Source organism: Bradyrhizobium guangxiense (assembly GCF_004114915.1).
Classification (GTDB): domain Bacteria; phylum Pseudomonadota; class Alphaproteobacteria; order Rhizobiales; family Xanthobacteraceae; genus Bradyrhizobium; species Bradyrhizobium guangxiense.
This window is the reverse complement of the sequence record NZ_CP022219.1, coordinates 4,847,751-4,874,149: the sequence shown is the minus strand read 5'-3', so window position 1 is coordinate 4,874,149 and position 26,399 is coordinate 4,847,751. Positions and strand designations below refer to the sequence as shown.

The window sequence follows — 26,399 nt, the reverse complement described above, 5'->3', positions numbered from 1 at the left end:
AGGAGACTGCAATGACCGAATTCATCGACGTCGATGTCCGACCGATCCTGCGCGCAGGCGGCGAGCCGTTCTCGGTCATCATGGCCGCGCTCGAGCGGCTCGAGCCGGGGGAGGGGCTGCGGCTCTACGCTCCCTTCAAGCCAGTTCCCCTGTTCGACGTCATGGCGAGCAAGGGCTTTGCGCATCGGGAAGCCGAGCTCGAAGGCGGCGAATGGGAAATCCGCTTCATGCGGGACGACGGATCGTGCGAAGCGGCTGAAGCGGCCTGCGCCACGTCGGGCGATAGCGACTGGCCGGAGCCCGTGGTTCATCTGGACAACCGCGACCTCGATCCGCCGGAGCCGATGGTGCGAATTCTGGCGGCCATGGGGCGGCTTGCACCCGGCCAGACACTCTGCGCCTTGCTCAGTCGTGAACCGGTGTTCCTGTTTCGGGAGCTGACCAAGCGCGGCCATCAATGGCGCGGCGGCTTCACGTCGAAGGATGCCTACCAACTGACGGTGAGGGTGCACGCATGACGATCGATGAGGATGACCTCGTGGCCCAGATAACGCAGGCGCTGAAGGTCGTGGTCGATCCCGAGCTCGGGCACAACATCGTCGATCTCGGCTTCATCTACGACGTGTCGATCGACGACGGCGCTGCGCACATTACCATGACAGCGACGACACGCGGCTGTCCCGCTGCGTCCTTTCTGAAGGAGGGGGTCGCCAATAGCGCGTGTCTCGTTCCGGGCGTGGAATCGGTCGACGTCACCATGACGTTCGAGCCGGCCTGGCAGCCCTCGATGATCTCGCCGGGTGTCAGGTCGTCGCTCGGCTTCGCCGAGGTGAATTGATTGATCCGGTAAGGAGGCCGGGTCCGCAGCCGTTCTGCCGGCTATGTGTCGTCGGCGCCTGGGCCGGACCAGATCCTGGCGGGTGGGCGAAGGTTCGTCAGGTCGAGCAGGTTGATCGCCCGGGCGGCGATCTGGTCGATCACCTCGTCCAGCGACTGTGGCTTGAGATAGAAGGCCGGCATCGGCGGGGCAATGATCGCGCCGATCTCGGTCGCCTGCAGCATCGTGCGCAAATGGCCGAGATGCAGCGGAGTCTCGCGGACCAGCAACACCAGCCGGCGCCGTTCCTTGAGCTGCACGTCGGCTGCGCGCGTCAGGAGGTTGTCAAGCTGCCCCCAGGCGATGGCCGAGAGCGTTCGGATCGAGCACGGCGCGACGATCATGCCCGCGACCGGATACGATCCGCTGGCGATCGCGGCGCCAATGTCCGAATGGAGATGGTGGCGAAAGGCGCGCGCGCGGAGCCGCGCGAGCGCATCGCCGCCAACTTCTTCTGTCAACGTGCGCTCGGCCGCGGGCGATACCACGAGGTGGACTGCGTAGCGCGGATCGTCGGCCAGCAATTCGACGATGCGCATGCCGATCGCAGCGCCCGAGGCGCCGCTGATGCCGACGATGATGCCTGGCCGCCCGCTCATGTGAAGACCGGAGCGCGTACGGGCATGCCGGAAAGGCCAAGGTTCGACCACATCGCATCGACGCGCGCGACCACGGCGGGGTCCATCGCCAGCGGAACGCCCCATTCCCGGTCCGTCTCCGGTGGGATCTTCGTGGTGGCGTCGATGCCGAGCTTGCCGCCGAGACCCGATTTCGGCGAGGCGAAGTCGAGATAGTCGATCGGTGTGTCGGTAAGCGTGACGAGATCGCGCGAGGCGTCGCTGCGCGTCGAGACGGCCCACATCACGGCACGCCAATCGCGGATGTCGATGTCGTCGTCGACCACGATCAGGAGCTTGGTGTAGCTGAACTGCGGCAGAATCGACCACAGGCCGAGCATCAGCCGCCGCGCTTGGCCGGGATAGCGCTTCCTGATCGCCGCGACCGCGATGCGGTAGGAGCACGCCTCCGGCGGCAGCCAGCAGTCGGTCACCTCGGGGAATTGCTGCCGGATCAACGGCACGAACAGGCGGTTGAGCGCCTCGCCGATCCGCGACGGCTCGTCCGGCGGCCGGCCGGTGAAGGTCGAGAGGTAGACAGGCTGGCGTCGGCTGGTGATCGCCGTCACCCGCATCACGGGGAATTCTTCGACGGAATTGTAATACCCGGTGTGATCGCCATATGGCCCTTCGGGCGCGGTTTCCGTCGCGGAAACGAACCCCTCGATGACGATTTCAGCCTCGGCCGGAATCGCGAGGGGGACGGTGAGGCAGGGCGCGAGGTCGGGCCGTTCGCCGCGCAGGATGCCGGCGAAGCGCAGCTCCGACATGGTCTCGGGCAGCGGCAGCACTGCGGCGAGGATGGTGGCGGGATCGGCTCCGATGACGATCGCGACCGGCATGTCGCGTCCGGCCGCTTTCCATTGCTGGTGATGCCGAGCGCCACCGCGATGCGCAAGCCAGCGGATGATGGCGCGGTCGCGTCCGAGCACCTGCATGCGGTAGACGCCGACATTCTCCTCCTGGTCAGCCGTCGCGGAATCCGGTGGCACAGTGATCACCAGCGGCCAGGTGATCAGCGGCGCCGGTTCGCCGGGCCAGCAGATCTGGACCGGCAGCTTTGTGAGATCGATGTCGGGCCCCATCGTGACGCAGTCCTGCACCGGTGCTGCGGCGCGCGTGCGCGGCCGCGTCGCCAGCGCGGCGCGGGCGAGCGGAAGCTTGTCGAAGGCATCCCTGATGCTGTTCGGTGGTCGCGGCGCGCGCAGCTCGGCCATCAGCTCGCCGAGCTGCTCGAGACGATCCGGCGCGATGCCCATACCCCAGGCGATCCGTTCGACCGTTCCAAACAGATTGGTGAGGAGCGGCATCTCCGAGGGCCGGCCGTCGGCCCTGACGGGCAGCTCGAACAATAGTGCCGGTCCGTGCGCCTCGAGCACACGCCGGTGGATCTCTGTGATCTCGTGGACGACGGAGACCTTCTCGCGAATGCGTCGCAACTGTCCCCGGCTTTCGATGAAGCGCAGAAAGTCGGACAGGTCGCGAAAGCGCGGCACATCACGTTGCAACTGAGCAAGCTCCCAAAAAAATCACAGCTAGCCGGCCTGTTTTTGGTCTTCATTGTTCCCGCTCAAATACAGCGGCATGCAATCCGTCCAGACGTGGGGTCATGAATGATCCGTCCGCTGCATCGCCCTGCCCATTGCCGACGATTCCGCCGCTTGTCGCATTGGCCATGCGTCCCCTGCCTCTGCTGCCGCTGCAGCTCGTTCTCGGCGGTGTCTTGCAGCGGATCCATCGGCGCAATCCTGCAATATTCGACCGGCTCGGTGAGCACGCTCGCGCGCGGTTCGGCATCAGGCCGATCGATCTGCCCTTTGCCTTCGTGATCGAGGCGAAGCCGCCGCGCCTGTCGGTCGTGCGCGAGCTGCCGAAAGGCCTCGACGCGCGCATCTCCGCTTCGCTCGCCAACCTGTTGGCTCTGCTCGAAGGCAGGGTCGATGGCGATGCCTTGATGTTCTCGCGCGAGCTCGTCGTCGAGGGCGATGTCGAGGCGGTGCTGGCGCTGCGCAATGCGATCGACGACGCCCAGCTCGATCTCGCAGCCGAGATGTCCTCGCTGTTCGGCCCACTGGGCGCGCCCGCAAGGCGCCTCTTCGAGGCCGCCCGTGGACACGTGATCGGTTCAGCGGGGCAAGGCGAGCAATCGAGATGATGGAGCTGATCTGTCCTGCCGGGACGCCGGCGGCGCTGAAGAGCGCCATCAATGCCGGCGCCGACGCAATCTATTGCGGCTTCAACGACGAAACCAACGCGCGCAACTTTCCGGGCCTGAATTTCAGCCGCGACGAGCTGCGCAAGGGGATCGCGCTGGCGCATCGCCGCGGCGCGAAGGTCCTGGTGGCCATCAACACCTTCCCGCGCGCCTCCGCCGTCGATATCTGGCATCGCGCGGTGGACGATGCGGTGAGCGCCGGAGCCGACGCGCTGATCCTCGCCGACATCGGATTGATGGACTACACGGCACGGCGTCATCCAAACCAGCGTCTGCACGTTTCGGTTCAGGCTGCGGCCGCGAATCCGGATGCCATCGCCTTCTACGCCGAGGCCTTCGGCGCGAAGCGCGTCGTGCTGCCGCGCGTGCTGAGCGTGCCTGAAATCGCCGAGATCACCCGGGATTCGGCCTGCGAGACCGAGGTCTTCGTGTTCGGCGGCCTTTGCGTGATGGCCGAGGGGCGCTGCTCGCTGTCGTCCTATGCGACCGGAAAATCGCCGAACATGCAGGGCGTCTGCTCCCCTCCGAGCCATGTGGCCTACGAACAGACCGCGGTGGGGACCAAGTCCAGCCTCGGCGGCTTCACCATCAACCAGTTCGGGGCGAGCGAGCCCGCCGGCTATCCGACGCTGTGCAAGGGCCGCTTCTCGACCGCGCAGGGCGCCGGCTACATTTTCGAGGACCCCGTCAGCCTGGACGCCACGACCCTGCTCAAGGACTTGCGCGATGCCGGCGTCGCCGCGCTCAAGATCGAGGGCCGCCAGCGCGGCCGCGCCTATGTCGAAAGCGTGGTGCGCCATTTCCGTCATGCGCTCGCCGCGCTCGAGAGCGGAAGTGAGGCGGACATCGCGAGCCTGAAGCCGTTCACCGAAGGCCAGGCTTCCACGCTTGGCGCCTATCGTAAGACCTGGCGCTAGCATTTTCGAAACATGAGAGGTCCAGCGATGCAACTCAGCCTCGGTCCCGTTCTGTACAATTGGGCGCCGGAGCGCTGGCGCGACTTCTATTTCCGTATCGCCGACGAAGCGCCGGTCGACATCGTATCCGTCGGCGAGATCGTCTGCTCGAAGCGCTCGCCGTTCTTCGCGGATCACATACCGGCCGTGGTCGAACGGCTGCAGAAGGCAGGCAAGCAGGTGCTGCTGGGCTCGCTGATCCTGGTCTCGCTGCGGCGCGAGCGCCGTCAGACCGAGGAGCTCGCCGCGGTCGAAGGTGTGTTGGTCGAGGTCAATGATCTGACCTGTCTCAGGGCGCTTGCAGGCCGGGCGCACGCGATCGGCCCGTTCGTCAACATCTATAACGAGGCGAGCGCGGCCTTTCACGCCGCGCATGGTGCGAAGCGCATCTGCCTGCCGCCGGAGTTGCCGCTGGCCTCGGTGGCGGCGATTGCGAAAGCCGTTCCCGACATCGCGGTCGAGGTGTTCGCGTTCGGCAGGGTGCCGCTGGCCATCTCTGCGCGCTGCTACCATGCGCGCCTTCACAAGCTCGCCAAGGACAATTGCCGCTTCGTCTGTGAGAAGGATCCGGATGGTCTCCTGCTGCACACGCTGGAGCAGCAGGACTTCCTGACCATCAACGGGGTGCAGACCCTGTCTCACACATGCGCCAACCTGCTGGGCGAGGCCGGCCTGTTGCACGGGAGCAATGTCGGCTCCCTGCGCCTGTCGCCGCAGGATTGCGACATGGTCGAGATCGTCAGGACCTTTCGTGACGTGTTGGACGGTCGTGACGATATCGACGGCGGCAACCGCCGGCTGGCGGCGGCCTATCCTGGTGTGCCTTTCTCGAATGGGTTCCTGTGGGCCGAGCCCGGTCACCTCTATCGTCAGCGCCGGTCAGGGGATGCGCAAGGCGCGGTGCGGCAAATCGGGGCTCTCTAACCCGGACCAAGCTGCGCCGCCGGCATCAGAAGGTCGTGGCCATTGCGGCCAGACGTCGGTGCGCCCTGTCCCGTGCGGCCTCGATCGGCTGCTGCGGTCCGGTGGTTGGCCCGATCGGCACGAAGCGGACATCGTCGATCCCGATGAAGCGCAGGATGTCTCGCAGGTAGGGCGTGGCCATGTCGATGCGGCCGCGGTTCATGCCGGTGGCAAAATCGCTGCCGCTGGCGAGAATCACCAGCGTCGGCCGGTCCTTGAGCAGCGGGAGATAGCCCTGAGACGGGTCGAACCGAAAGCTCAGCCCGGGCTGGACAATGAGGTCGAACCATTGCTTGAGCTTATAGGGAATGCCAAAGTTCCACATCGGCGTCGAGATCAGCACGCGATCGGCGAGCGACAGGCGCAGCGCCATTCGCTCGGCCTCGGCAAAGCCGTGGCGCTCCGCGTCGTTGAAGGCTTGCCCATTCATCCGTGCATATTTGGCCTCGACGATGGGGCCCGAGAATTCCGGCATCCGCTCCCGCCAGATGTCCACGACATCGACATCCCAGTCCGGCCGGGCCTGGCGAAAACCGTCGAGAAAGACGCGCGCGCCGGCACTCGAGAAGGAGTCAGCGCGGGGCGAGCAGGACAAATGCAGGAGCTTGGCCACCGCTCATCCCAGCGCTCTGATGACGGCATCTGCCCGGGTGACGATCGCGACGTTCTGCATGGCAAAATTGATCGAGGCGGCGTGCCAGTCCGCGTTCATGGTCGAGCAGCAATCCTCCGGCACGATCATGAAGTAGCCCTTGTCCGCGCCGGTGCGGGCGGTGTGCTCGACCGACATGTTGGTCCAGGCGCCGGTGTTGATGATCATGTCGCGCCCGGTCGCTTTTAGAATCGTCTCCAGCCGCGTGCCTTCCCAGGCGCTCATGCGCATCTTCTCGACCACGAAGTCACCGGGCCGTGGCTCGAGGCCGGAGACCGGCGCCGCGCCCCAGCTTCCGCGCACCATCGCCTTGCTGTCGACCAGGCCTTCGAACAGCGGTGCATTCAGCGTCACGCCAGGCGCGCCCGGCTCGACCACGAACCAGACATGAATGATGGCGACGCCTCGTGCGCGTGCGGCTTCCGCCAGGCGGCGGACGTTATCGACGACATGCTGTTGCTTCGCGTGGCCGGGAGCTCCGGACTCGGCGAACGCGCCGCCGTCCATGATGACGTCGTTCTGAAGGTCCTGGATAATCATGGCGCAACGCTGCGGGTCGAGCCGCATCTCGCCGTCGGCGAGGACGGGTGCCGCTGCCGAAGAGCTTGCGGTCGCGCCACCACCGCTTCGCCGGCCACTCATATAGGGCTCATGCCGCGGGCCGGCCTTGGTCGGGATCGCATAGACCGAATGGGTCGAGGTCAAATACAGCGTGCGGAAATCCGGTCCACCCCAGGCGAGGTTGGCGACGAGCTCGGGCACACGGACCTTGCCGAGCAGCTCGCCGCGCGGGGAGTAGACCCAGACGCCGCCCGGTGCGGTGACCCAGACATTGCCATGCTGGTCGCATTTCATGCCGTCGGGCAGGCCGGGCTCGAGCTCGGATTTGATGCCACTTGCGAACACCCTCGCATTCGACAGCGAACCGTCACCAGCCACGTCGAAGACGCGGATCAGCGCCTGAACGGTGTCGTTGACATAGAGCAGCTTCTCGTCCGGCGAGAAGCAGAGCCCGTTCGGCTGGTCGAACAGGTGACGGTCGACGACGAGCTTCGGTTCGCCGCCGGGTACGACGCGATAGACGCCCTGGAAGCCAAGCTGGCGTGGGCGCTCGACGCCATAGACCGGCATGCGGCCGTACCAGGGGTCCGAGAAATAGATCGCACCGGAGGAGTGCACGCAGACGTCATTGGGGCTGTTGAGCTCTTGTCCCCCAAAATGCGAGGCCAGCACCTCGCGCCGCCCATCCGGCCGTTCGCGGATCAGCTGCGAGGTCGCGTGCTCGCAGACGATCAGGTTGAGCTCGGCATCATAGGTCATGCCGTTGCACTTGTTCGAGGGACGCCTGACCTCGACCACTCCGCGCCGCGCATCCCAGCGCCGGCGCACGTCGCCCGGCATGTCCGAGAACAAGAGGTAGTGATCGACCGGATGCCAGATCGGCCCCTCTGTGAAGTCGAAGCCGGTACCTACCTGCGCGACGGGCGCGTAGGGGTCGATCAGGATCTCGAATTCGCTTCGCAAGGTGACGTGCGTCATCAGTTGATCCTCGAGCCCCGTTACGCCGGGAACCAATTGCGTGCAGGCAGCGATTGCACGATCGGGCCGGGGACCTGGTCGTGCAGGCGCCCGACGACGTTGCCGCCTTCGATCTTGGCGGGACGGTCATGCACCGGCAGCAGATAGCGCGAATTGCTGAGCAGCTTCTTGATCGAGGCCTTCTCCGCCCGCTTGCTGGTGCCGTGGTTGCCGGTCGTGCGCGGCTCCCAATCGTGAATCTCGTTGAACGGCGTGACGATCTGGTCGTTGAAATCGTAGATCACGTCGCCGCAGATAGTGGCGATCCCATCCGCAGTCTCGACGATGATGTTCATCGAGCCCTCCGTGTGCGCATTGGCGGCGTCGCAATAGACCCCGGGCATCAGTTCGATCGGGCCGGTGATCTCGAGATCGAGGAAGCGCAGCGCGCTCTTGGTGTGCAACCGGTCGATCAGATGCTTGATGTCCGGCGCCGGATATTGCGGGTGCATCAGGCCGGAGACCGAATATTCGAGCTCCTTGCGGTTGAGTACGACAGTCGTGTTCATCGGGAACAGATCGTCCTTGCCGGCATGGTCGATGTGCAGATGGGTGTGGCAGACGAAGCGGACGTCGCCCATGCGCACGCCGTGGCGTGCGAGCTGGTTTTCGATCATGTTCTCGTGGTACTGCAATCCGCGCATGCCCAGCGTCTCCATGATCTGGTTGGAGCGGTAGCCGGTGTCGACCACGACCGGATATTTGCCGCCGAGGATCAGGAAGCCGAGCGTGAGCACGCGGCGGGTCCGGCCGCAGTCGCGGCCGAGCACCAGAAAGCTCGATTCCAGCTCGATATCGCCATAGTCCAGGATCTTGATCTCCAGCGCCATTCATTGCCCTCCCTGTCCTGTTTCTTGTCTGTCAAAGCCGGTAGACGCGGATCGCCGTCGTCCTGAACATGGCATCCTGCTGCTCGGCGCTGAACGGCGCGGCGGCCGTGCGAAAGGCGCCGACGAACTCGCGATAGCTGGTCCACAATTTCTCGATCGGGAAGTTGGAGCCGAACAGGCAGCGCTCGGCGCCGAAGATCGCGACGGTATCGGTGAGCACGGCGGCGATGTGCGCGGGATCGTTGCGATGGATGAAGGTGCCGAGCCCGGAAAGTTTTGACACCACGTTCGGGCAGGCCGCGAGCCGGGCCATCCCGCCGCGCCAGGCGGAGCGGCCCGCAGGCGAGAGATCTTCGAGCATGCCGGCATGCTGGAGGATGAAGGTCACGCCGGGGCAGGACTCGGCCAGTGCTGCGGCCTGCGGCATTTGGGCCGTGAATACCTGCAAATCGAAGCTCCAGCCATACTCGGCAAGACGGGCGACATTGCGCTGGATCGTCGGGTCGGCGCAAAGATCGGCGCGGGCTGCAAAGCGGTAGAGCGGGTTCTCGTGCCAGTGCAGCTGCATGCGCACGCCGCGCACCAGCGGATACCGCTTCAGGCAATCGAGCTGGGGACGCACGTCCTCGACGGAAAAATTGGCATAGGCGACGATCGCGTGCGGCCAGCCGTGTTGGTCCGCCGTCTGTTGCACCCAGGCCGCCTCGTCCTCGAAACGGTCGTTGGCCCAATTGGTCTGCACATAGACCGAGCGGGTGACGCCGGTGCCCTTGAGGTCGTCGAGGTATTCTTGAATCGGATAGTCGCGCCGGATCGGCTCATACGGGCCGAAGATGCGCGGTTGCATCGGACCGATCAGCCAGGGCAGGTCGGCCTGCCGCCAGATGTGATGGTGGCCGTCGACAATATCGGTCACGCCGCTCTCCTTCGTCCCAGCGCCAGAATGTGCGCGACGATCGACGCGCTCGAACCGCCATCCACGAGGTCGTCGACGAAGCGCTCAATGGCGATGAGCGCCTCGGTTTGCGGGCGAAAGCCGGGGCTTGTCGCCAGCGGCGTCAGCCAGCTCAAGCGCCAGGCCCGCCGCGACAATTTCGCGACGGCGTCGCGAAGAGCGTCGGTCTCGCCGCGTTCGAGACCGTCGGATACGATGACCACGGCGGCGCCGCGGGCATAGCCCCCGAAGCGGGGCACGGCGAGGAAGGCCTGGAGCGCATCGCCGATCCGGGTGCCGCCGTCCCAGTCGCTGACCAGATGCGCGGCAGCGTTCATGGCCTGCTCGCGTCGCTTCAACCGCAACGGACGGGTGACGCGGGTCAGCCGGGTGCCGAAGGTGAACACCTCGACATCGGGCGCGGCCTGCACCAGCGCATGCGCGAGCTTCATGTTCTCCTCCGTGCGGCTCTTCATCGAGCCGGAAACGTCGATCAGCAGCAGCATCTTGCGCGGGCGCTGGCGCCGCCTCATGTGGCCGAGCCGCAGGATCTCGCCGTCGCTGCGGACGCTGTCGCGCAAAGTGCGGCGAAGATCGGCGAAGGGTCCGCGGCGCGCCCGCATGCGGCGGTGCCCGCGCCGACGCGGCAGGCGCCGCGGCGCCTCCCGCGTCAGGCGACGCAGCGCATCGGAGCCTGAGCTGTCGCCGAAGCGGCGCTCGACCAATGCCTCGCTTCGGGTCGCGGTGAGACCCGACTCGCTCGCCTCGTCCGAGAGCAGGGGCTCCTCGCCGTCACGGCGCTCCTCCTGAAGACGGACCGTCTCGTCGTCCTCGCCCTCGTCATCGCGCGTAATCGCCTCGCTGCCGCGGAAGTGCAGGTCGAACAATCGGTCGAAGGTCGCGCGTCGTTCGGGTGGCGGAGCCAGCGTCGCCAGGGCGGCTTGCCTGATCTGCTCGATGTCGCGTGGGCCGAGCAGCTCGATCGCGGCCAGGAACGTCGTGGTCTGCTCGGGCGCCACGGCAAAGCCGTTCGCGCGCAGCAGGGGGACGAAGGCGACGAAGACGCGGGCGGCGCGCGGGAGCTGCGGCTCGGGATTCATGCGGTCGCCTCCGCGAGCATGGCATCGAGCCGCGGCGAGATGAAATGCAGATCCTCTTCGTCCTTGAGCGCCACGCCGATCGAGCGCTTGAACGCATCCGGCCAGCGCGCGCCGCCCTTGTGCAGCAATGTCGCGGCCTCGGCCCAGTCGACTGCCTCGGCGATGCCGGGCGCCTTGCTCAGGGGTTCGCGCCGCAACTTCTCCACGGCTGCGACGACGGCGCGGGCCGTGGCCTCGGCGACGCTGGAGGCGCGCATCATGATGATCCGCGCCTCGCGCTCGGCGCTGGGATAGTCGATCCAGTGATAGACGCAGCGGCGGCGCAAGGCCTCGTGCAAATCCCGCGTCCGGTTCGAGGTCAGCACGACCACGGGACGTTCGGCCGCGCGAACCGTGCCGCGCTCGGGAATCGAGATCTGGAAGTCGGAGAGGAATTCCAGCAGGAACGCTTCGAACTCCTGGTCGGCGCGGTCGATCTCGTCGATCAGGAGCACGGTGGAATCGGGCGCGCGGAGCGCGGCCAGCATCGGCCGCTCGATCAGGAAGGTCTCGCCATAGATGTCGATGCTCTCGTCGCCCGCCTGGCGGATCGCGAGCATCTGGCGCGGATAGTTCCACTCGTAGAGCGCGGCGGACGCGTCGATGCCCTCATAGCATTGCAGGCGGATCAGGCGGCGGCCGAGCACGGCGGCGATGGCCTTGGCGGCCTCCGTCTTGCCGACGCCCGGGGCGCCCTCCAGTAGCAGCGGCTTGCCGAGCGCGAGGCCGAGATAGGCCGATGTCGCAAGGCCCTCGTCGGCGAGATAGTAGGCGGCGCGCAGCGCCTTCTCCAGCGCCTCCGGGCTGTCGATGCCGACGATGTTGCTGCGAACCGCCACGACCGATCCTCTAGCGTCGCGCCTGCGGCCGCGCGCCGCCCTGCGCCTTGATCGCGCGCAGCACCTTCTCGGGCGTGATCGGCAGGTCGTCGATGCGGACCCCGACGGCGTTGAAGATCGCATTCGCAACGGCGGGCAGCACCGGGTTGGCGCACATCTCGCCGGGACCTTTGGCGCCGAAGGGACCATCAGGCGCGGGGCGTTCCAGCACCGCGATGTCATGCGGGCAGATGTCGCCGGGGCCGGGCATCAGATATTCGACGAAATCGCGCGGCCCGTGAACGGGATCGGGATAATAGGGCTCCGGGGTCTCGTAGAGCGCATGGCTGACGCCCATCCAGGCGCCGCCGACCAGCTGCTGCTCGACCAGCCGCGGGTTGAGCGCACGGCCGAGCTCGTAAGCCGAGTCCATCCGCACCATCGCAACCTCGCCGGTCTCGTCGTCGACCTCGACTTCCGCGACGAGGCAGGCATGGGCATAGCAGGTTGCCGGCGACATCTCGCCGGTCTCCGGATCGACGTTGGAGAGCGGAACCAGGAAGATGCCACGCCCGGAGATGGTCTTGCCCTGCTTGAACTGCGCGGCAATCGCGACGTCCTTGGTCGAGATCGAGCGGTGCGGCGCACCCTTGACGTGGATGTTGCCGCGGCCGTCGGTTTCGAGATCGGCGGCGTTCACCTCGAGCTCTTCGGCCGCCGCCTCCATCATCACGCCACGGGCCTCCCGTGCGGCCGCCATCACGGCATTGCCGACGCGATGGGTGCCGCGCGAGGCGAACGAGCCCATGCAATGCGGGCCGGTGTCGGAATCGGCGGTGTCGACATAGACGTCCTCGACGGGCACGCCGAGCGTCTCGGCGCAGATCTGGCGCGTCACCGATTTCATGCCCTGGCCGAGGTCGATCGACGACAGCGCCACCGTGAACTTGCCGCTCGGGTTGGAATGCACCAGAGCCTGGCTCGGATCGCCTCCGAGATTCATGCCGATGGGATAGTTGATCGACGCCATGCCGCGTCCGCGATGCCGAGCCATCTAGCGCCTCCTGGTGCCGAACACGGAGGAGAACCGGGTCGCGCCGTGTGACGGTGCGGCCGGGCGTGGTGGGGAAGGCGGCGGTGCCGGTGGGGGCGGCTCGCGCGGGGGCTCGCGGGTGACGGTGGGCGGAAGCCGGTCGTAACTGGTGCGTTGCTGGACCGGCGCGGCTGGTCTCGTGCGCGAAGAGTCCGTCGGCGTGGGCGGAATGGCCGCGCGGCTGCCGCCGCCGTCCTTGCGGGATGACGCGCGCTTGAACTCGTCGCGGATCGGCCACTTGGCCTTTTCGGCCGCGACCTGGACGCATTCGATCAGCGCGGTGTTCTTGGCCTCGCGCCGATGCGCCTTCATGTCGCCGTCGCGATAGGCGTTCAGAATCCGGAACTCCATCGGGTCCATGCCGACGAGGTTGGCGAGCTTGTCCATCTGGCATTCGATGGCGAAATCCATCGCGGTGACGCCGAAGCCGCGCATGGCGGTCGCGGGCGTGCGATTGGTGAAGACGCAGTAGACGTCGCCATAGACGTTCGGAATGGTGTAGGGCCCCGGCAGATGCGCCGCGCATTTCACCGCGGCGTAGCTGGAGAGCCGTGTATAGGCGCCGCTGTCGAAATAGGCGCGGATCTTGCGCGCGACGATGCGGCCGTCGCGCATCACGCCGTCCTTGATGTAGATGCGCTCGGCGCCGCGCGGTGGGCCGTACTGCATCTCCTCCTCACGGCCAAACACGTAACGGACAGGGCGCCCTGTCAGCATGGCGCCGAGAATGGCGAGCGGCTCGGTCAGCGTGTCCACCTTGCCGCCGAATCCTCCGCCGACCGTGCCGCCGATGAAATGGAAGGTGTTGGAGGGCACGTCCAAAATCTTGGCGCAGGTGTCGACCGAGAAGAACAGCGCCTGGGTCGAGGTGTAGACGATGTAGCGGCCGTTGGTGTCGGGTGCCGCGATGGCGCCGTTGGTCTCGGTCGGCGCGTGCTCGATCGGTGACATCTGGTAGCGCTGTTCCATTACATGATCGGCGGTCGTGAGCGCCGCATCGGCATCGCCGAAGCGCAGGCGCTGGTGGTCGTAGACGTCGTGATAGATGAAGGCGTTCTTCGGGTAGGTCTCGTTGACGACGGGCGCGCCGGGCTTGAGCGCATCCTCGACGTCGAACACGGTCGGGAGCGGCTCGTAGTCGACCTTGACCTTTGCGATCGCCTCGAACGCCTCGCGCTCGCTGTCGGCGACGATGGCGAGAATCGGCTCGCCCCTGTAGCGGACCTTGTCGACCGCCAGCGACGGCTCATCGTCCTTGCCGAAATTGATCAGGCTGAGCAGCGTGTTGAGGTTGACCGGAACATCAGTGCCACGAATGATCCGGCGGACGCCGGCCGAGCGCTCGGCCTCGGTGATGTCGATGCGGCGCAGCCGTGCATGGGCCTGGGTTGAGCGCACGACCTTCAGGTGCAGCATCCCTTGCAGCTTGTGATCGCCAAAATAGCTCGACGTGCCCGTGACGTGGCCGAGCATGTCCTGGCGCTGCGTGCCCTTGCCGATTTCCTTCAAATTATCGTCGCGCTCGTCGGCGAAGATGTCCTTGCGCAGTTCCAGCATGGTTGACCTCAGGCGCTGACCCGGCCGCCGGCGGCGGCGAGGATGGCATTGATGATCGGCTCGTAACCGGTGCAGCGGCAGATGTTGCCCGAGATGGCTTCGACCACCTCGTCGCGGCTCGGAGCGGGGTTGCGATCGAGCAGCGCTTTTGCGGCCATCAGCATGCCCGGCGTGCAATAGCCGCATTGGGCGGCGAAATGGTCGGCGAAGGCACGTTGCAGCGGATGCAGGTTCGGGCCCTGCCTCATGCCGTCGAGCGTCTCGATGGAACGGCCGGCAACCGTCTCCGCCAGCGTCAGGCAGGACAGGTGCAGCTCGCCGTCGACAAGCACGCTGCAGGCGCCGCAGCCGCCTTGGCCGCAGCCGAATTTCGGTGTCATGTCGCCGATCAATTCGCGCAGCGCGACCAGCAGATTGGTGCCGCCGTCGACGAAGATCGCGACGTCGCGGCCGTTGTGACGAAATTGCAGGGGGATCTTTACCATGGCAACCTATTCCTGTCCCGACAGCAGGCGCCGCAGATGCACGCCGACGATCTCGCGGCGATACCAGGCGCTGCCGAGCGCATTGTCTGATGGCGATGTTCCCTCGGTCGCCGCGGATGCGGCGGCCGCGATGGTCGCGGCGTCCAGCGTGCGGCCCTCCAGCGCTCGCTCGGCGGCGCGGGCGCGGATCTGCGTCGGGGCCATCGAACCCACCCCGATGCGAGCGCCTGCGATCCGGCCGCCGCTGACCGGCAGATGTGCTGCGAGCGTGATGACCGAGCCGCCCTTCGGCTTGATCCGCGCGATCTTGCGATAGCGGAACGCCTCGCTGCTGGCCGGCCGGGTGCAGGAGACCGACAGCACCAACGTTCCGGCCTGACGCTCGCGCGCCTGCAAGAACTCCTCGATCGGAATATCGCGGGAGCCGAAGCCGCCTTGCACCGCGACGGTGGCGTCGAGCGCCAGTAGCGCCACTGTGAAATCGCCGTAAGGCGTCGGCGCGAAGAGATTGCCGCCGACCGTACCCATGTTGCGCACGGCGGGACCGCCGATCGAGCGGGCAGGGGCATGCAGGAAGGCGAGGTCGCGCTCGGCGAGTATGCGTGCGAAGGTGATGCCGGCGCCCAGCGTGACGCGCGGGCCCGAGGCGTCGATGCGGGTGAGCGCCTGATCCTGCGCGCGGACAACGGTCGAGATCGACACGTCGCCCTCGTTCAGCGCCCGCATCACCAGCGTGCCGCCGCCGAGATAGCGCGCGCTGCGATCGGAGGACAGCGCGCCGGCCGCTTCGCTGGCGCTTGCAAAGGTCTTTACCGTCACGGCCATGATTATGCGGCCTCCTTCAGATGTCGGCGGATCGCCTCGAATCCGGCCTGATAAATGTCTTCCGCAACCATGTTCGTGATGCGGTCGCGATCCTCCGGCTTCGTGGTAAAGCGGGATTCCCAGTGCCAGAAGGTCCGGTCGCCATCGGTGACCGGCAGCAGGCGGACATGGGCGACGTAGTTGAACATCGGGATCGGGGTATCGAGCAGGCAATAGCTGAAGGTCTGTTCGAGGTCGGACAGAGCCAGGAGCTGCTCGCGCAGCTCGGAGCCGTCCTTCAGCTTGAAACGCCTGACGCAGCCGACCTTGTCGGAGGACTGCGCGCGCTCGATCGAGGAGGTCGCCACCGCCGGATGCCAGCGATCATGCCCGTTGAAGTCGCGCAGCACGTTCCATACCGCATCCGTCGGTGCGTTCAGGATCGTGCTCTTGACGATATGCGACACCGTCCCCCCCCGAACACGCGCTTGAGGGCATCGAACCCGCCCTGGAACACGCCGCCGCCGATGCTGTTGACGAGCTCGGTTTCCCGCTCCGGGGCGCAGTCGAATTCGGCGGTCCATTCCATAAAAGTCTGGTCGCCGTCGGTGACGGGCGTGAGCCGCAGCGTCGCAACGTAATTCTCGACGCCCATCGGCGATTCCAGGATCGAATAGGTGCAGAACATGTCGTAGTCGGAGAGGCCCAGCAGCTTCTCGCGGATGCGGTCGCCGTTGCGCAGGCGGAAATCGCGCACACAGCCGATCTTGTCGGAGGGCTCACCGCCCTCGATGCGGCTTTCGGCGATGGCCGGATGCCAGTTCGGCAAACCGTTGAAGTCGCGCACCCGCGCCCAAACGCGGTCGTTGCGGGCGTTGACGACGGTGGAGACGTAGACGCGGGCCATGGCGCGACCTCAGCTCTTCTTCCGCGGCCCGCGCTCGGCCGGCGGCTCGCCGCCCTCGGCCGCAGGCGGGGAGGAAGCCGGCTTGTCGCTGCCGCCGCCACCTCCGCCGCTCTTCCGTGCGGACTCCTTGATGCCTTGCATGTCGCGGGCTTCGCGGATCAGGCCCGGCATCTTGGCGAGGCTGCCGCCTTCGACGCCGATGTCCGACAGGATCGAGTCGATCAGCGGCGCCTGGACTCGGTAGCGCAGCGCCGAGTCGATCACCTCGTCGGTGGCGCTGCGGCCGCCATTGCCGTTGCCGTGTCCGTTGCCATTGAGGCCGTCGACCTGGAGGATGCGGATACCCTCGATCTTCTCCATTGGCTTGACGCTCTCGCGCACGATGCCCTCGATGCGGTCGAGCAGCTTTCTTCGGAACAGCGAGTAACGCGCCTGATCGGTGAGAACGTTCTCGGCCTCGTTCAGCATCCGTTGCGCCTCGGCCTCCACCGCCGCGCGGACGCGCTCGGCCTCCGCAGCGATCCGCGTCTCCTCGGCCTGCTTCTCGGCAAGCAGGATCTCCACCGTCTTGCGACGCTTGGCGATCTCGCTCTCGCGCGCGGTGACGACGCGTTCGGTGGCTTCCGTCGCGCGCATCCGGGCCTCCTCGGCGGCGGCGCGCGCGGCGGACTCTTCCAGCGATTTCTGATGGATCGCAATCGCCTTCTCCATCAGGACGGTCTCGACGTCCTTCTCGCGGTTGACTTCGAGCTTGCGCAGCTCGCGCTCGCGGCCGATGCGGGCCTCGTCCAGGCCGCGATCCGACGCGATGCGGGCACGCTCGACCTCCTCGCGGGAGGCGATCTCGGCTTCCTGCAGGGATTGCACGCGAGCGACCTCCAGCTGCTCGATGGCGCGGCGCCGCTCGATGCGGGCGGCTTCCAGCGCCTGCTCGCGCGAGACGTCGGTGGTCTCGACCTCCTTGCGCGCAACGATCTCGGCCTGCTTGACCTGGCGATCGGCGTCGATGCGTTCGGAGCGCTTGGTCGACAGCGCGATGACGCGGTCCTCGTCAGCGATCTCGATCGCCTTCTTCTGCTCGATGTTGAGCACCTCGCGCTTCTTCGAGGAGTTGATGCGCTCGGCCTCGAGCGCCAGATCGACCGTGATGCGCTGGCGCTCGATGGCGTCGCGCCGCTTCAGCTCGGCGGCTTCCAGCACGCCTGTGCGCTCGATTTCGAGCGCGCGGGTGTCGCGCTCGGCCTGGATCCGCTCGGCCGCGACCGCCTTCTCCTGGGCGATGCGGGCTGCCTCAATCGCCTCGCGCGAGGCGATGTCGGCCTCTTCGACGGCGCGGTTGCGGGCGATCTCCAGCGAGCGCACGCGCTCCTCCTGGGCGATACGGCTGGCCTCCGTGGTCTCGCGCGCGGCGATGCCGGCAACGTCCAGCGCCTGGTTGCGCTCGATCTCCAGTTGCCGCGTGTTCTGCTCGGCGGCGATGCGTTCGGCAGCGAGCGTCCGTTCGCGCGCGATGCGGGCGGCCTCGACCGCGCGCTGGGCCTCGATCTCGGCCTCCTGGATGGTGCGCACCTGCTGGATCTCCAGCGCGCGGGTCCGCTCGTCGGAGGAGATGCGCTCGACATTGACGATCAATGTCTGGGCGATGCGGGCCTTTTCGGTGGCCTCGCGGGCGGCAATCTCGGCCTCGTCCACCGCGCGGGTCCGCTCGATCTCGCGGCGACGCGTCTCCTCTTCATTGGCGATACGGGCATCGGTGACGACGCGATCCTGCTGGATGCGGGCCTTCTCGATCGCCTCGCGCGCCGCGATCTCGGCTTCCTCCACTGTACGCATGCGCTCGATCTCGCGCTGGCGCACTTCGCGCTCGGAGGCGATCCGCGTCGTGTCGATCGAACGCTGGTTGGCGATCCTGGTCTTCTCGATCTCCTCGCGCGCCAGCAGCTCCTTCTCCTCGATGGTGCGGGTCCGCTCGATCTCCTTCTGGCGGGTCTCGCGCTCGGAGGCGATGCGGGCCTCGGCGATCGCCTGGTCATTGGCAATGCGGGCGCGCTCGATGGCCTCGCGGGCGGAGATCTGCGCCTGCTCGGCCTCGGTCTCGCGCAGCGCGCGCTCGCGGGCGACCTCGGTGCGCTGCAGGGCGCGCCGCATCTCGATGTCGCGTTCCTGCTCCAGGCGCGCAGTCTCGCTCTCGCGCTCGATCTCGAGTGCCTGCCGCTCGGCCTCCAAATTGCGGGCGCGGATCTTGATCATCGAATCCTGCTCGATGTCGTTGCGCAGCTTCCGCTTGGCCTCGATGTCCTGCATCAGCTGGGTCAGGCCTTCGGCGTCGAACCGGTTCGAAGGGTTGAAGAACTCGAGGTCGGTCTGGTCGAGATCGGTGATGGCGACCGATTCCAGCTCGAGGCCGTTCTGGGCGAGGGCTTCCGCGGCATTGGTCTTGACGCGCGCGACATAGTCGCCGCGACGCTCGTGCATCTCCTCCATGGTCATTTCGGAGGCGACCGAGCGGATCGCGGAGATGAACTTGCCGGCCAGCAGGGCATGCAGCTGCTCCGGCTCCATGGTGCGGCGGCCGAGCGTGGCCGCGGCGATCGAGACGGCTTCGCGGGTCGGCTGCACCCGGACATAGAAGTCGGCCTCGATGTCGACGCGCATGCGGTCGCGGGTGATGACGGCATCCTGCCGGGAGCGCACGATGCCCATCGGCAGCACGTTCATGTTGACGGGCGTGTAGTCGTGGATGAACGGCAGCACGAAGGCACCGCCGTTGATGACCACGCGTTCGCCGAGGAAACCGGTCCGGACGAACGAGGTCTCCTTGGAGGAGCGGTGGTAGAGCCAGTTCACGATATAGACGCCGACCACGATCACGACGATCGCGACGATCAGCCAGAGGATCAATTCACCGACCAACATCCCCGACATCTTTCCCTCCCTCGAACCTTCAGGCGTTATCGCGCGCCGATCGCCTTGAATTGACGTACCTGCTCCGTCAGCGCCCGCTCCACGGGAAGTCGCTCCATCGAGGACGCTCCGTAGAAGCCGTGGCAATGGCGGGGGTTCTTCATGATGAAATCGGCGTCAGCGGGATCGGCGATCGGGCCGCCATGCGCCAGCACCAGGATGTCCGGATTGACGCTCAGCGCAGCCGAGGCCCAGGTGTCGATCTGCGCCGGGCAGTCCTTGAGCTTTGGCGCGGTCTGCGCGCCGATTGTGCCGCCGGTCGTCAGCCCCATATGGCAGACGATGATATCCGCGCCGGCGATCGCCATCGCGGCGGCTTCCTTCTCGCTGAACACATAGGGCGTCGTCAGCATGTCCTTGTCGTGCGCCCTGGCGATCATGTCGATCTCGAGCGCATAGGACATGCCGGTCTCTTCGAGATTGGCGCGGAAAGTGCCGTCGATCAGGCCGACGGTCGGAAAGTTCTGCACGCCTGCGAAACCAAGGGCCTTCAACTGGTCGAGGAATACGTCCATCTCGCGGAACGGGTCGGTGCCGTTGACGCCTGCAAGCACCGGCGTGCGGGTGACCACGGGCAGCACTTCCGCCGCCATTTCGACCACGATGGCGTTGGCATCGCCGTAAGCCATCAGGCCGGCCAGCGAGCCGCGGCCGGCCATGCGATAGCGGCCGGAATTGTAGATGACGATGAGATCGACGCCGCCGGTCTCCTCGCATTTGGCCGACAGGCCGGTGCCGGCGCCGCCGCCGACGATCGGCTCGCCGCGCCTCGCCATGTCGCGAAACTTCTTCAGGAGGGCAGCGCGTTCAAACTTGGCCATCGGTCACCTCGCTTGTCTCCGCCGCGCGCCGGTGCGGCCGAACAGGGCTCGGAATGCACTGACAATGGCGGCGGCGAAGTCGGGATCGTTGATGTTCTTGGGAATCCGGATGAGCTGGCGGTTGCCGGTCTGCCGCACGGTGCGCTCCAGCGCGCGGAACAGCGCGGCGTCGGCATCCGGATCCCAGAATGGCTGGCCCCGTGCATCGAGTGCGGAAACGCCGCCCTCGGGCAGGAAGAAACGCACCGGGGCATCCATGTGGTTGAGCCGCTCGCCGATCCAGCGGCCCATGCGCTCATTCTCGTCCGCCGTCGTCCGCATCAACGTCACCTGCGGATTGTGGACGTGGAACTTGCGGCCGCGATAGCGCTCGGGAATGGTGTCGGGCGCGCCGAAATTGACCATGTCGAGCGCGCCGACCGAGCCCACATAGGGCAGCCGGCTGCGGATGATCGCGCCGAAGCGGTCCTCCGTCGCCGGAAACACGCCGCCCATTAGAAGGTCGCAGACTTCGGTTGTGGTGAGATCGATGACGCCGGCGAGCTGGCCGGACTCCACGAGCTTTTCCATGGAGCGGCCCCCGACGCCGGTGGCATGGAAAACCAGGCACTCGAAATCGTCGCGCAAATCGGCCGCGATCTTCTGCACCGCCGGCGTCGTCACGCCGAACATGGTGATGCCGACCGAAGGCAGGCTGCCGGTGGAGCGCGCGGTCGCGGCGCGCTGATCGAGCCGCGCCTTGACCATGCCGGCCAGCGCATTGGCGCCGTTGGCCAGCACCGCGCGCGAGATCGAGTTCAGCCCCTGCACGTCGGTGACGGAGTACATCATGGTGATGTCGGCAGGACCGACATAGGGGCCGACGTCACCGGACGCGACGGAGGAGATGATCAGCTTGGGCACGCCGACGGGGAGCGCGCGCATGCCCGGGGCAACCAGCGATGCTGCGCCCGAGCCGCCGGCCGAGATCACGCCGGCGACATTGCCCTGGCGCCGCAGCCAGTTGGCGAAGGCATCGGCCATCGCCGTCACCGCGACCCCGCGATCGGGGCCGAACACGGCGGAGCCGCCGCGGCCGTGGTTCAGTGCGATCTCCTGCGCGGAGACATCGCAGCTGGAATGCTTGCCGCTGGTCGAGACGTCGACCAGGCGTGTGCGCAGGCCGCTTTCGGCGATGATGTCCCGGATGAATCGCAGCTCAAGGCCCTTGGTGTCGAGCGTGCCGACCACGAGCACGACCGGCGGACCGCCAGTCTGCGCCGCCGCCGGCTCGCGCTTGCGTCGCGCCGTCTCGTCGAGCCGCGCGATCTGCGTGGAGAGCGTGCGCGCTGCGGCCTCGATGCGGGCGATCGGCACCGGCTGCGACCACCGTGTCGGCAGCGTCGGGTTGGAGACGTAGATGCGGACCGGCCCGTCGCGGCGTGGCGCGGGCACGGGTTTCGCCTCGGTGCCGGCCTCGGCGACGTCGAGATCCGGCTCGAGCTCGGCGTGGAGCCCGACGCCGAGCAGGCGCTGCTGCAGTTCGCGGTCGGCGGCGAGGCGCGCGGAGTCGATGATGCGGTTGATGCGCCCGTTGACCATGATCGCAACGTTGCGCGAGACCGCGGTGGCGACGCCAATGTTCTGCTCGATCACCAGCACGGACATATCCTCGTCCTCGCGGAGCCGCAGCAGCATCTCTTCGACTTGCGCCACGATAACGGGCGCGAGACCCTCGGTCGGCTCGTCCATGATCAACAGATGCGGATTGGTGAGCAGCGCGCGCGAGATCGCCAGCATCTGCTGTTCGCCGCCCGAGAGCTGGCCGCCGCCGTGGCCCTTGCGTTCGGCGAGGCGCGGGAAGGTGTCGTAGATGCGCTCGACTGTCCATGCGCCGGAGCGCATGCCGCCAGCGAGCTGCAGATGTTCGTCGACACTGAGCGAGCGCCAGAGCCGGCGGCCCTGCGGCACGTAACCGACGCCGAGCCGGGCGATCTGGGCGGGAGGCCGCCGCGTGACGTCTTCGCCGCGGACGCGGATCGATCCGCCGCTCACGCCGACCAGCCCCATGATCGCCTTGCACAGCGTGGTCTTGCCCATGCCGTTGCGGCCGACGACGGAGAACACGCCGCTTTCCAGCGTGAGGTCGACCTCTTGCAACGCGTGCGAGTGACCGTAGTAGACGTCGAGCCCGCGGACCTCGAGTGCGGCGGGAGATCGGCGGGTCTCACTCATGGCCGCCTCCGAGATAAAGCTCCTGCACTTCGGGGTCGGATTGGATCTCTTCCGGCAGGCCCTCCTTGAAGACGCGGCCGTTGTGCATCATCGTGACGCTTTCGACGACGCGCAGCGCTACGTCCATGTCGTGCTCGATGATGATGTAGCCGATATGCGCGGGCAGCGAGGTCAGGATCTCGATCAGCTCGGCGCGCTCGGTCGGCGACAGGCCAGCGGCAGGCTCGTCGAATAGGACGAAGCGCGGCGCGCCGGCGAGCGCCAGCGCGATCTCGAGCTGCCGCTGCTGGCCGTGGGCGAGCTCGGCCACGCGCTGGTTCTTCACGGCGGACAGATGCACGGCCTGGACGAGGTTGTCGGCCGCGTGCATCAGGGCATCGTTCTGTCCCGGTCGCAAGAACGAGAAGCGCCCGCGCGAGACGCCGCGGCAGGCAAGATAGACGTTATCCTGCACGGTGAGGCCGGGGAACAGAGCCGAGATCTGGTAGGTCCGGCGCAACCCGCGGCGGATGCGCTCATAGGGCGGGAAGTGGGTGACGTCCTCGCCGAAGAAGCGGATGGTGCCGGAGGAGGGCGGGAAGTCGCCGGTGATGCAGTTGAACAGCGTGGTCTTGCCGGCGCCGTTGGAGCCGAGCACGGCGCGCCGCTCGCCCGGACGAACGGTGATGGTGACGTCGGTCAGCGCGGCGAGCGCGCCGAACAGCCGCGTCACGCCGCGCAGCTCCAGCGCGGCGCCGGCACCGACGGCCGAAAGGCGCTGCGCGACGCTATCCATGGCCGCGTCCTCCGCGAGGTCGATCTGCAGCCCCACGCTGGCTCTGGCGCCAGCGCTGCCACAGGCCGATGACGCCGTCCGAGGACCAGAACACGATGGCGAGGAAACCGAGGCCGATCAGCAGGCGGAAGCGATTGCCGTCAAGTCCGAACTTGATCAGAACGTCGAGCGCAAAGGTGCGCAGCAGCACGAAGATCAGCGCGCCAATGAACGGGCCGATCGGGCGCGTGATGCCGCCGACGACGGCGATGATCAGCACGTCGATGCAGGCCCCGACGCTGACCGACCCGGGCGAGATCTGGCGATAGTTCCAGACCTGGAGGACGCCGGCGAGGGCGGCGATGAAGGATGCAAAGGCATAGGCGGCGACGCGGTGCGCATTGACGTTGAAGCCGAGCGCCGCCATGCGCCGCGGATTGTCACGGACGCCCTGGAGCGCGAGGCCGAAGGGCGCGCGCGACAGATATTCGACGGCGAAGTAGCAGAGCGCGGCGACCGCAAGCACGATATAGTAAAATGGAATGTCGGCGCGCCAGTTCACGCCCCAGAAATGCGGCGTGGCCACCGTGTTGATGCCAGTGTGGCCGTTGAAGATCGCCCAGTTCTGGTTGGTGAAATAGTAGAAGGCAGCTCCAATCGCGAGCGTGATCATGATGGTGTAGATGCCCTCGGTGCGCACCGCGAGCGCGCCGCCGAGCGTGCCGAACGCCGTCGCGAGCCCCAGCGCCATCGGCACCGCCAGCCACCACGGCCAGCCCAGGCTGATATTGGCGTTGCCGCTGACGCCGAACACGGCGACCATGTAGGCCGAGAAGCCCGCGATGGTGAGCTGCATCAGGCTGACCATGCCGCCGTAGCCTGCGAGAAACATCAGGCTGAGCGCCATGATGCCGAGGATGAGCGTGGTCGCGAAGATCTCGATCAGGAAGAAGCCGTTGGCGATCAGCGGCATGATCAGGAGAATGGCCGCGACGATCCAGGCGGCGGGATTGTTGATCTCAGGCCACGTCCGCGGGGGACTCTGCGCGACAGTGACGCGACGAACGGCAACGCGGGCATCGTGAGTGAGCGACATGTCAGCGCCTCGCCAACAGGCCTTGCGGCCGGATCGCCAGCACCAGCACCATGATCAGGAAGGTCACGACGATGGCATAGGTCGGGATGTAGACCGAGCCGAGCTGCTCGGCGAGGCCGATGATCAGCGCGCCGAGCGCCGCCCCCGGGATCGAGCCCATGCCGCCCACGATCACGACGACGAGGGAAGCGAGCAGGAAGCGGATGTCCTCGCCCGGCGACAAGGACTGGAAGGTGCCGCCGACCACGCCGGCGATCCCCGCAAGCCCCGCGCCGAACGCGAACACGGCTACGAAGACGAGCTGGATCCGCACGCCGGTCGCGGCGAGGATATCGCGGTCGTCGACGCCGGCGCGGATGATCATGCCGATCCGGGTGCGGTTGAGCGGGAGCCACATCGCGACGCCGATGATGACGGAGGCGAGGAAGATCACCAGCCGGACCATCGGATATCTGAGATAGACCGGCTCGCCCGAGGACTTGATCGCCGTGATCAGCGGCAGCTCCACGGGGCCGATCAGCCAGTTCGGCGTTTGGATCTGGTAGAAGTCGCCGCCGCAGGCCCAGAGCATGAGATCGGCAAACACGATCGACAGCCCGATCGTCACCATGGTCTGCCTGAGGTCCTGTCCCTCCATCCGGCGGAACACGATGACCTGGAGCAGGACGCCGACCAGCGCCGTGAGGATGAAGGCGACGATGAAGCTGAGCAGCCAGGAGCCGGTGGCGCTGCTGATGGCATAGCCGACATAGCCGCCGAACAGATAGAGCGAGCCGTGCGCGAGGTTGACGTTGCGCATCAGGCCGAAGATCAGCGTGAAGCCGCTGGCGACGAGGAAATAAAGTCCTCCGAGCGTGATGCCGTTGAAGACGGCGTTGAGGAAGACGCGCTTGCGGCCGATGGCCTCTTCCAGCCCCGGCGGCCAGACCGCGAAAATCAGCCAGAGCGCGACGGCTATGGCGATGATCACGATCAGCGCCCAGGCCGGATGGCGTTCGACGAAGCGGCTCATGTGTGCAGTCCGCTCTTCCCCTCTCCCCGCCTGCGGGAAGAGGCAGCAGGCAGACCGTCACAGGCCGCTAGCCTCGCCATGAACGTGCGCTCCCGTCGGTCGCAATCCACTTGTTGGGATCGCGTTGCGGGCATCCTAGCCGGGCGGTGAGGGCGACGTTTGATCGTGAGTATCTTTTCGTGGCCCGCGCTCAGGCGCGCAAAACCTTGGCTGCACGGCGATAATCGGTCGGAGCCATTCCGACATTGGCGGCGAAAAAGCGAGTGAAACCGCTTTGCGAGGAGAAGCCGAGATCGAAGCCGATATCGGCGATCGGCGCCTCGCTCGCCACCAGCGCCTCGAGCGCCTGTTCCATGATCAGCGTGTTGAGATAGAGGTTCGGGGTGACGCCGGTCTGGACGCGGAACAGGCGGTAGAAGTGCGGCCGCGACAGGCCCGATTCCCGCGCGATCGTGTCGAGCTCGATTTCCGCGCCGGGGCTCTCCGACATCATCTTGATGCATTTGCGCACGCGAAAGTCGGTGACGGAGCCATTTGCGCGTGGATCGCGCGCGACCTCGGCCTGCTGCCAGCTTTCGTCGTAGCAGATGTCGATGAGCCGCCGCAGCTCGGAATCGAGGCTGGAGAGGGACGGTGCGCCGCACACCAGCGCGGCAGTCCGCCTGATGTGCTTGTCGAGAGCAGGCGTGCGCCTGAACTGGGTACGGCCGAACCGCATTCGTTCGGTGCCCGAGGCATCCGGCGCAAACCATTCGGCATTGACGTAAAGCACGAAGAAGATCGCGCCGCCGTCGAGATCGGTCGGCAGGAAGTTGTGCGGCTCCCAGGGATTGACGGCGACGACGGAGGTATCGCTCAGATCGTAGTGCCCATCGGACACGTCGATGCACGCCGGCATGCCGCCGACATGGAAGATCAGATGACCTTCTCGATGGGCGTGAATATTGAAAGGGCGGTTCAACTGATAAACCGTCGCCCGACCAAACCGGCCGTGGAAGACGGCGAGCGCGCGGCTCATGCCTTCCCCTCCCGAATGTTCTTGTCTTTTCGCTCAGCGTTCAACAACGCCGCCGAGATTGCAAGAGCGGAGAGCGACCGCGTCAGCAAGTCGCT

Annotated in this window: 26 protein-coding genes; 5 read left to right on the top strand and 21 right to left on the bottom strand. The window is 66.6% G+C overall.

Annotation, left to right across the window (positions count from 1 at the left end; translation table 11 throughout):
- Window positions 1–11: 11 nt before the first annotated feature.
- Together X268_RS23375 and X268_RS23370 are read left to right on the top strand one after the other, a co-directional pair.
- On the top strand, window positions 12–518 hold the full coding sequence (locus tag X268_RS23375) for a DUF2249 domain-containing protein (RefSeq protein ID WP_128927104.1): 507 nt from the start codon (window positions 12–14) through the stop codon (window positions 516–518).
- Window positions 515–838: a metal-sulfur cluster assembly factor gene (locus X268_RS23370; protein WP_128927103.1), complete on the top strand. Its 324-nt coding sequence runs from the start codon at window positions 515–517 to the stop codon at window positions 836–838. The genes X268_RS23375 and X268_RS23370 overlap by 4 nt, the downstream gene beginning before the upstream one ends.
- Window positions 839–879: 41 nt before the next feature.
- Here the strand turns inward: X268_RS23370 and X268_RS23365 are convergent, their stop codons facing one another.
- The gene (locus tag X268_RS23365; protein WP_128927102.1) at window positions 880–1,476 is read right to left on the bottom strand and encodes a UbiX family flavin prenyltransferase; all 597 of its coding nucleotides are present in this window, start codon (window positions 1,474–1,476) and stop codon (window positions 880–882) included.
- The gene (locus tag X268_RS23360) at window positions 1,473–3,002 is read right to left on the bottom strand and encodes a UbiD family decarboxylase (RefSeq protein ID WP_128927101.1); all 1,530 of its coding nucleotides are present in this window, start codon (window positions 3,000–3,002) and stop codon (window positions 1,473–1,475) included. The genes X268_RS23365 and X268_RS23360 overlap by 4 nt, the downstream gene beginning before the upstream one ends.
- A 167-nt stretch (window positions 3,003–3,169) precedes the next feature.
- On the opposite strand from X268_RS23360, the gene ubiT reads away from it, so the two are divergent.
- Genes ubiT through ubiV form a run of 3 tightly spaced genes read left to right on the top strand, consistent with a single transcriptional unit; the run spans window position 3,170 to window position 5,589 of the window.
- Window positions 3,170–3,649 carry a ubiquinone anaerobic biosynthesis accessory factor UbiT gene (gene ubiT / locus X268_RS23355; RefSeq protein WP_245477618.1) on the top strand — a complete coding sequence of 160 codons (480 nt, stop codon included), beginning with the start codon at window positions 3,170–3,172 and terminating at the stop codon, window positions 3,647–3,649.
- On the top strand, window positions 3,649–4,626 hold the full coding sequence (gene ubiU, locus X268_RS23350; RefSeq protein WP_164938175.1) for a ubiquinone anaerobic biosynthesis protein UbiU: 978 nt from the start codon (window positions 3,649–3,651) through the stop codon (window positions 4,624–4,626). The genes ubiT and ubiU overlap by 1 nt, the downstream gene beginning before the upstream one ends.
- 27 nt (window positions 4,627–4,653) lie before the next feature.
- Window positions 4,654–5,589, top strand: a complete 936-nt coding sequence (gene ubiV / locus X268_RS23345; protein WP_128927098.1) for a ubiquinone anaerobic biosynthesis protein UbiV — start codon at window positions 4,654–4,656, stop codon at window positions 5,587–5,589.
- Between the two features lie 25 nt (window positions 5,590–5,614).
- Here ubiV and X268_RS23340 read toward each other — a convergent pair whose 3' ends face one another.
- The 19 genes from X268_RS23340 to X268_RS23250 form a co-directional block, all read right to left on the bottom strand.
- Window positions 5,615–6,241 (bottom strand): FMN-dependent NADH-azoreductase, encoded by a 627-nt coding sequence (locus X268_RS23340; protein WP_128927097.1) that lies wholly within the window; start codon window positions 6,239–6,241, stop codon window positions 5,615–5,617.
- A 3-nt stretch (window positions 6,242–6,244) separates the two neighbouring features.
- A complete protein-coding gene (locus X268_RS23335) occupies window positions 6,245–7,819 on the bottom strand; it encodes an isochorismatase family protein (RefSeq protein ID WP_128927096.1) in 1,575 nt (524 codons plus the stop codon).
- 20 nt (window positions 7,820–7,839) lie between these two features.
- Complete coding sequence (locus tag X268_RS23330; RefSeq protein WP_128927095.1) at window positions 7,840–8,688, bottom strand: MBL fold metallo-hydrolase; 849 nt, start codon at window positions 8,686–8,688, stop codon at window positions 7,840–7,842.
- 31 nt (window positions 8,689–8,719) lie between these two features.
- Window positions 8,720–9,604: an amidohydrolase family protein gene (locus tag X268_RS23325; protein WP_128927094.1), complete on the bottom strand. Its 885-nt coding sequence runs from the start codon at window positions 9,602–9,604 to the stop codon at window positions 8,720–8,722.
- Window positions 9,601–10,722 carry a vWA domain-containing protein gene (locus X268_RS23320; RefSeq protein WP_128927093.1) on the bottom strand — a complete coding sequence of 374 codons (1,122 nt, stop codon included), beginning with the start codon at window positions 10,720–10,722 and terminating at the stop codon, window positions 9,601–9,603. Before X268_RS23320 ends, X268_RS23325 begins: the two co-directional genes overlap by 4 nt.
- On the bottom strand, window positions 10,719–11,600 hold the full coding sequence (locus X268_RS23315; protein WP_128927092.1) for an AAA family ATPase: 882 nt from the start codon (window positions 11,598–11,600) through the stop codon (window positions 10,719–10,721). Before X268_RS23315 ends, X268_RS23320 begins: the two co-directional genes overlap by 4 nt.
- Before the next feature lie 10 nt (window positions 11,601–11,610).
- On the bottom strand, window positions 11,611–12,633 hold the full coding sequence (locus tag X268_RS23310; RefSeq protein ID WP_128927091.1) for a xanthine dehydrogenase family protein molybdopterin-binding subunit: 1,023 nt from the start codon (window positions 12,631–12,633) through the stop codon (window positions 11,611–11,613).
- Window positions 12,634–14,229 (bottom strand): xanthine dehydrogenase family protein molybdopterin-binding subunit, encoded by a 1,596-nt coding sequence (locus X268_RS23305; protein WP_128927090.1) that lies wholly within the window; start codon window positions 14,227–14,229, stop codon window positions 12,634–12,636.
- An 8-nt stretch (window positions 14,230–14,237) separates the two neighbouring features.
- Window positions 14,238–14,714, bottom strand: coding sequence for a (2Fe-2S)-binding protein (locus tag X268_RS23300; protein ID WP_128927089.1), 477 nt, complete (start codon window positions 14,712–14,714; stop codon window positions 14,238–14,240).
- A 6-nt stretch (window positions 14,715–14,720) separates the two neighbouring features.
- Window positions 14,721–15,539, bottom strand: coding sequence for an FAD binding domain-containing protein (locus tag X268_RS23295; RefSeq protein ID WP_128927088.1), 819 nt, complete (start codon window positions 15,537–15,539; stop codon window positions 14,721–14,723).
- Window positions 15,540–15,541: 2 nt separating this feature from the next.
- Window positions 15,542–15,985, bottom strand: coding sequence for an SRPBCC family protein (locus X268_RS23290; RefSeq protein ID WP_128927087.1), 444 nt, complete (start codon window positions 15,983–15,985; stop codon window positions 15,542–15,544).
- A complete protein-coding gene (locus X268_RS23285) occupies window positions 15,955–16,425 on the bottom strand; it encodes an SRPBCC family protein (RefSeq protein ID WP_128927086.1) in 471 nt (156 codons plus the stop codon). The genes X268_RS23290 and X268_RS23285 overlap by 31 nt, the downstream gene beginning before the upstream one ends.
- Before the next feature lie 9 nt (window positions 16,426–16,434).
- Complete coding sequence (locus X268_RS23280; RefSeq protein ID WP_128927085.1) at window positions 16,435–19,350, bottom strand: flotillin family protein; 2,916 nt, start codon at window positions 19,348–19,350, stop codon at window positions 16,435–16,437.
- A 26-nt stretch (window positions 19,351–19,376) separates the two neighbouring features.
- Window positions 19,377–20,210 (bottom strand): phosphoenolpyruvate hydrolase family protein, encoded by an 834-nt coding sequence (locus tag X268_RS23275; protein WP_128927084.1) that lies wholly within the window; start codon window positions 20,208–20,210, stop codon window positions 19,377–19,379.
- 3 nt (window positions 20,211–20,213) lie between these two features.
- On the bottom strand, window positions 20,214–22,424 hold the full coding sequence (locus X268_RS23270; protein ID WP_128927083.1) for an ABC transporter permease: 2,211 nt from the start codon (window positions 22,422–22,424) through the stop codon (window positions 20,214–20,216).
- Entirely contained in the window at window positions 22,417–23,199 is a 783-nt protein-coding gene (locus tag X268_RS23265) for an ABC transporter ATP-binding protein (protein WP_128927082.1), read from the bottom strand. Before X268_RS23265 ends, X268_RS23270 begins: the two co-directional genes overlap by 8 nt.
- Window positions 23,192–24,274, bottom strand: coding sequence for a branched-chain amino acid ABC transporter permease (locus X268_RS23260; protein ID WP_128927081.1), 1,083 nt, complete (start codon window positions 24,272–24,274; stop codon window positions 23,192–23,194). Before X268_RS23260 ends, X268_RS23265 begins: the two co-directional genes overlap by 8 nt.
- 1 nt (window position 24,275) lies before the next feature.
- On the bottom strand, window positions 24,276–25,286 hold the full coding sequence (locus X268_RS23255) for a branched-chain amino acid ABC transporter permease (RefSeq protein ID WP_128927080.1): 1,011 nt from the start codon (window positions 25,284–25,286) through the stop codon (window positions 24,276–24,278).
- Window positions 25,287–25,476: 190 nt separating this feature from the next.
- A complete protein-coding gene (locus X268_RS23250; RefSeq protein WP_128927079.1) occupies window positions 25,477–26,304 on the bottom strand; it encodes a helix-turn-helix domain-containing protein in 828 nt (275 codons plus the stop codon).
- Window positions 26,305–26,399: the final 95 nt, after the last annotated feature.

Coding starts and splice junctions, on each gene's coding strand:
- X268_RS23375 (WP_128927104.1), top strand. CDS start 12: ATGACCGAATTCATCGACGTCGATGTCCGACCGATCCTGCGCGCAGGC.
- X268_RS23370 (WP_128927103.1), top strand. CDS start 515: ATGACGATCGATGAGGATGACCTCGTGGCCCAGATAACGCAGGCGCTG.
- X268_RS23365 (WP_128927102.1), bottom strand. CDS start 1,476: ATGAGCGGGCGGCCAGGCATCATCGTCGGCATCAGCGGCGCCTCGGGC.
- ubiT (WP_245477618.1), top strand. CDS start 3,170: ATGCGTCCCCTGCCTCTGCTGCCGCTGCAGCTCGTTCTCGGCGGTGTC.
- ubiU (WP_164938175.1), top strand. CDS start 3,649: ATGGAGCTGATCTGTCCTGCCGGGACGCCGGCGGCGCTGAAGAGCGCC.
- ubiV (WP_128927098.1), top strand. CDS start 4,654: ATGCAACTCAGCCTCGGTCCCGTTCTGTACAATTGGGCGCCGGAGCGC.
- X268_RS23335 (WP_128927096.1), bottom strand. CDS start 7,819: ATGACGCACGTCACCTTGCGAAGCGAATTCGAGATCCTGATCGACCCC.
- X268_RS23330 (WP_128927095.1), bottom strand. CDS start 8,688: ATGGCGCTGGAGATCAAGATCCTGGACTATGGCGATATCGAGCTGGAA.
- X268_RS23320 (WP_128927093.1), bottom strand. CDS start 10,722: ATGAATCCCGAGCCGCAGCTCCCGCGCGCCGCCCGCGTCTTCGTCGCC.
- X268_RS23310 (WP_128927091.1), bottom strand. CDS start 12,633: ATGGCTCGGCATCGCGGACGCGGCATGGCGTCGATCAACTATCCCATC.
- X268_RS23305 (WP_128927090.1), bottom strand. CDS start 14,229: ATGCTGGAACTGCGCAAGGACATCTTCGCCGACGAGCGCGACGATAAT.
- X268_RS23300 (WP_128927089.1), bottom strand. CDS start 14,714: ATGGTAAAGATCCCCCTGCAATTTCGTCACAACGGCCGCGACGTCGCG.
- X268_RS23295 (WP_128927088.1), bottom strand. CDS start 15,539: ATGGCCGTGACGGTAAAGACCTTTGCAAGCGCCAGCGAAGCGGCCGGC.
- X268_RS23285 (WP_128927086.1), bottom strand. CDS start 16,425: ATGGCCCGCGTCTACGTCTCCACCGTCGTCAACGCCCGCAACGACCGC.
- X268_RS23280 (WP_128927085.1), bottom strand. CDS start 19,350: ATGTCGGGGATGTTGGTCGGTGAATTGATCCTCTGGCTGATCGTCGCG.
- X268_RS23275 (WP_128927084.1), bottom strand. CDS start 20,210: ATGGCCAAGTTTGAACGCGCTGCCCTCCTGAAGAAGTTTCGCGACATG.
- X268_RS23270 (WP_128927083.1), bottom strand. CDS start 22,424: ATGAGTGAGACCCGCCGATCTCCCGCCGCACTCGAGGTCCGCGGGCTC.
- X268_RS23265 (WP_128927082.1), bottom strand. CDS start 23,199: ATGGATAGCGTCGCGCAGCGCCTTTCGGCCGTCGGTGCCGGCGCCGCG.
- X268_RS23260 (WP_128927081.1), bottom strand. CDS start 24,274: ATGTCGCTCACTCACGATGCCCGCGTTGCCGTTCGTCGCGTCACTGTC.
- X268_RS23255 (WP_128927080.1), bottom strand. CDS start 25,286: ATGAGCCGCTTCGTCGAACGCCATCCGGCCTGGGCGCTGATCGTGATC.
- X268_RS23250 (WP_128927079.1), bottom strand. CDS start 26,304: ATGAGCCGCGCGCTCGCCGTCTTCCACGGCCGGTTTGGTCGGGCGACG.